A 3856-nucleotide genomic window follows, 5' to 3' on the forward strand; every position below is an offset into this window, starting at 1 on the left:
ACGGCAATATCGTGGTGAGAATGCTTGAAAGCGTCAGGGAGCACGTTCTTGAGGGTAAGGCGATGCACCATTGCGTAGGCAGCGGAACAAACTACTCACTCAATCCCGACTGCATCATCTTCTCAGCAAGAATAGCCGAACAAAGGGTTGAGACCGTGGAGTTTTCACTCGAACAAATGAAAGTCGTACAATGCCACGGACTACAGAACAAGGACACCGAGCACCATGCCGACATCATCAACTTAGTGAACAGCAATGCAAGACTTATAGAGCAACGAATGGTTGCAACGACATAACACCACATTATTATAATTTAGGCGGAGCGATGAAAATTCGTTCCGCCACTTTCTTCATGAGCCGAGGAGCGGAAAGAAAGTAGCAAAGAACCGTTTTTTCCTTATCTGCGATGCTTGCAGAATAACAGAGGACAGCCCAAATCAAAAGGACTGTCCTTTATTCATAAATCGTTTTTTCTGTTCCTTGGGAGATAGTCCCATCTGGCGATTGACACTTTTGCTTACTAATGCGGCATGATGCCGTCCTATGGATTCAGTGGCAAGCTGAGATTTTAGCCGTAGTCTTTCTTTTTCATTGGCGTACTCTTAATTTATTGTCAGAGGCGATACGACTTGAGACCTTCATCGAATGCAGCCTTGATTTCGGCTGCATAGGCATTGAAGTGTTCGTTGATGATGTTATCCACATAACTTGCAATGGAAATCTTTCCCTTGCCTACGATACTGACAAATTTAGTCACACGCTCATGAATGTCCTCGCTGATGCCAACATGTCTGCCATATCTTGCGGTAAAACCTGCATTTGCCATGAACTTACCGACATACTGCTCAGTACGCTCTTTCTCCATTCTGTCGATTGGCTCAAATTCACCCACATCATAATTCTCATATGCTGCATCTTCATCAAAACACTCCTCCTTGTCGGAAATAGTTGACGATGTACGGTCTTGAAATGTCTCTTCAAGACAAGCGTCAATCTGTTTTCCAGCTTCCTCCATTGTCTCTTCATAATTTCTCATGAAAGCCTCATACAACTCCTTGGCATCTGTCGAAGTGAGTTGTCCTTTACCACAGTTTTTTGTTTTGTCTGCCATAATCATTTTTTAATTGTTATACAAATTCTCTGCTATTGAAATACTTGTTGACTATTGAAAATCTGACTTCAACAGTTTTTGTCAGATACCTGACATATGCAATTCCATCAACGCATCTATTTTGCGTTTAATAATCTTTGAGCGTTCTGCGATTTCAGCTTGTAGCTTTTCGCTGTCCATTTCCGAGAATGTTTTGCCCACATGTGCAAATCTATCCTTTGTTGCATTGTTCTCTTCTGTTCTTTCCATAATTCTCCTTATTAAATTGTTATACAAAGTCGAGGATATTGAAGTCCTCTATACTGTCTGGCACCTTAAACTCTTTCTTTGGCTTGGAAATCTCTACAATCTTGTGAGTTTGCAAGTAGAAGGTGACGTAATCATGGATGTTCTTCTTGCACTCCTCGCTGTTCTCCATGAATTTCTCATAGAATTGGTTGCCATCCATCTCATGGAAAACCTTGCCTGCATGTCTTTTCTCCTTGTCCGTTGCTTTCGGTGCCTTGACGGTATTCACAGCTGCGTCAATGTCCTCAAAACTTGACCCTTTGGCTTGTGGCACATCGGCATCTCCCTCATTATCAGAATATTTCACACCAATATCTTCTATGCGAACATTCGTAAACACGTCATCAAGCTGTTCGTCAGAAATCCGTGCCGTACTCTTTGGAGAATCGTCAAATGTCACGTCATTATCCGATACGGACATGGATTCTGTTTGTTTTTGTTCCGTTTCTTCTTTCTTCCGCAGTTGGGACACTTTGAAAAGACTTTTGCCTACAAGTGCCATCGGGTCGATAGGCGGTTTTTTCTCCTTTTCCTTGCCGTTCGCAACTTCAAGGAGCAACTTGTTGTAAAAATAGATAGTCCAAACATTGAATGCAGCCAAGACTATCAAGAATATAGTTTCCATTGTCATGCTTGTTCCTTTTTGTTACACATTCCAATCGTCAATCTCTTTTCTCAGCAAGCCGTTGATTTCTTCCTGGTTCTCTTCAAGATGTCTCTCAAGAATAAGGTCGATGTAACCACCGACTGTCAACTCATGCTTTGCGAGCACACTGACTATTCTTGAAATTCTCCTGTGTATCTCACGGCTGATATAAACGCATTGACGAGTCTTTATCTCGTTTCGCTTGAAGAATGCCGAATCGTAACTTTCCGAAGAAGCCTTGGGAGGCTTGCGTGAAATTGGCGACTTATCGGTCTGCGAGCATTGGGACTTCCTGCCAACCTCTTCTTTCTCTTCGGTATCTTTCACTTGGGATTGGGAAGCTCCGTCAAGAATGGATGCCGTTGTCGTGCCAATCTTGCTCTTGCCAATAGAGGCAATGAGCAGATTTTCATCTATTGCGTCAGTGTTGATTTTTCTGCTTACCATAGGCTCATGTCTTTATGATTTCACAAATCTCGTCGGACAACTCCTTGATGCCACTCCCTCGCAACAGGTTTGGGTCTGATGGAAAGATGGTGGAACGGAACACTGCCTTTCTGTTCTCCGACAGCTCTCTTCTGAAACGTTTGCTGTCTGGCAGTCGTGTGTTGAGAACCGAATAGGCGAGAGACTTGAACATACCTTCATATATATCATACAAACTCGTTCGTTCTCGTTTGTCAACCATTGTCCAAAAGAAAGCAAGTTTCTTGGTGACCGACCAACCCTGTGTCAAAAAGTTGTCGTGGAACAACTGCATGAAGCTCATTGCGCTTTCTACAACAAAGCGGTCTGCGCTGACGGGTACAAAGATGTAATCCATCTGAGACAAGGTCTTCATGACGCCCTCACTTTTGATAGTCCCAGGCATGTCAAAGAAGATGAAGTCAAGTTTAACCTCTGTTTCATTCAACACTGTCTCTGCGTCGTCAAGCGCATTGACAGCATTGCTTCTCGTTACGCTGAAGGACTTCTTGCCCAGCTTTTTGAAATGCTCACAGGCTTGCGCCTTGAAATAGTCGCTGCTTTTGATGAGTTCCAGTTCCTCGTCTCGCAGGTCTGCAAGGTTGTATTGTGGCTCGTCACAGTCTATGACCGCCACATTGTAACCCTTGACATTGTGAAAGTAGTTGGCTACAAGAGCCGTGATGGTGGACTTTCCTATTCCGCCTTTCTGTGTTGCGAACGCAACAAATCTTGTCTTACTCATATCGTTAACTTTTTAAATTGTTGATTACTCGTTTCTATGATTTCCTGCCAATTCAAAGATATGAACACTTTGATGTCCATGTCTATCGGTCATTGCTCCATTATGGAGACCTTGAACTGTTGCAATGCTTCATCATTTCCATACGACAGTACGACAGTGAATCAGTAAGTCTGTACGTCAGTGGAGCATCATGGATGCAAAGAGACGCTGCAATAGTGACAGGCTTATTCGTTGCTGCAAATGCTTGTTTCATCATATTTTCAAATCATTGGTTCAATGTTTCGGCTGCAAAATAACAACGAAATTTCCCAAAAACAATGGTTTTCAAATCCTGTGGCAGCATGTTGCCGATAGTTGCAGTGGTTGTCTGGGGTAGCATTGTTACAAGGGCGCATTTTTAGCCGTAATTTTGCACCCGAAAGGCAAAGCAATGGATAGCGCATCCATATCGTTCCGACAAGAACAAGGCTTGATATTCCGCAAAGGACTGGATTTCCCGAACTGCTTCCATTCGGGATAGGGACAGCTTCTTACGAAGGCTAACTTCAATCCACCCTAAGCGGATTTTTATGTCCTCAAAGACATAGCAAGGTATGTTTTG

7 protein-coding genes are annotated in these 3856 nt (G+C 43.2%); 1 reads left to right on the forward strand and 6 read right to left on the reverse strand.

Annotated elements, in window-relative coordinates; translation table 11 throughout:
- Positions 1-296 (forward strand): PcfJ domain-containing protein (locus F7D47_RS09755; protein WP_194252648.1); only part of this gene is annotated, 296 nt, incomplete at its 5' end.
- Between the two features lie 317 nt (positions 297-613).
- Here F7D47_RS09755 and F7D47_RS09760 read toward each other — a convergent pair.
- The 6 genes from F7D47_RS09760 to F7D47_RS14960 all read right to left on the reverse strand — a co-directional run.
- Positions 614-1111, reverse strand: a complete 498-nt coding sequence (locus tag F7D47_RS09760; protein WP_139169197.1) for a DUF3408 domain-containing protein — start codon at positions 1109-1111, stop codon at positions 614-616.
- Between the two features lie 81 nt (positions 1112-1192).
- The gene (locus F7D47_RS14795; protein WP_165860121.1) at positions 1193-1360 is read right to left on the reverse strand and encodes a hypothetical protein; all 168 of its coding nucleotides are present in this window, start codon (positions 1358-1360) and stop codon (positions 1193-1195) included.
- Between the two features lie 19 nt (positions 1361-1379).
- Positions 1380-2024 (reverse strand): hypothetical protein, encoded by a 645-nt coding sequence (locus F7D47_RS09765; protein ID WP_228113449.1) that lies wholly within the window; start codon positions 2022-2024, stop codon positions 1380-1382.
- Positions 2025-2045: 21 nt separating this feature from the next.
- On the reverse strand, positions 2046-2492 hold the full coding sequence (locus F7D47_RS09770; protein WP_118313487.1) for a DUF3408 domain-containing protein: 447 nt from the start codon (positions 2490-2492) through the stop codon (positions 2046-2048).
- Positions 2493-2496: 4 nt separating this feature from the next.
- A complete protein-coding gene (locus F7D47_RS09775) occupies positions 2497-3255 on the reverse strand; it encodes a ParA family protein (RefSeq protein ID WP_153085140.1) in 759 nt (252 codons plus the stop codon).
- 397 nt (positions 3256-3652) lie between these two features.
- The coding region (locus F7D47_RS14960; protein WP_228113589.1) for a hypothetical protein at positions 3653-3856 on the reverse strand (204 nt) is incomplete at its 5' end.

The sequence above is a fragment of the Segatella copri genome, from assembly GCF_009494835.1.
Lineage (GTDB): Bacteria > Bacteroidota > Bacteroidia > Bacteroidales > Bacteroidaceae > Prevotella > Prevotella copri_F.

Excerpts from the sequence above, each read along its gene's own strand:
- F7D47_RS09760 (WP_139169197.1), bottom strand. The coding sequence starts at position 1,111 with ATGGCAGACAAAACAAAAAACTGTGGTAAAGGACAACTCACTTCGACA.
- F7D47_RS09775 (WP_153085140.1), bottom strand. The coding sequence starts at position 3,255 with ATGAGTAAGACAAGATTTGTTGCGTTCGCAACACAGAAAGGCGGAATA.
- F7D47_RS14795 (WP_165860121.1), bottom strand. The coding sequence starts at position 1,360 with ATGGAAAGAACAGAAGAGAACAATGCAACAAAGGATAGATTTGCACAT.
- F7D47_RS09765 (WP_228113449.1), bottom strand. The coding sequence starts at position 2,024 with ATGGAAACTATATTCTTGATAGTCTTGGCTGCATTCAATGTTTGGACT.
- F7D47_RS09770 (WP_118313487.1), bottom strand. The coding sequence starts at position 2,492 with ATGGTAAGCAGAAAAATCAACACTGACGCAATAGATGAAAATCTGCTC.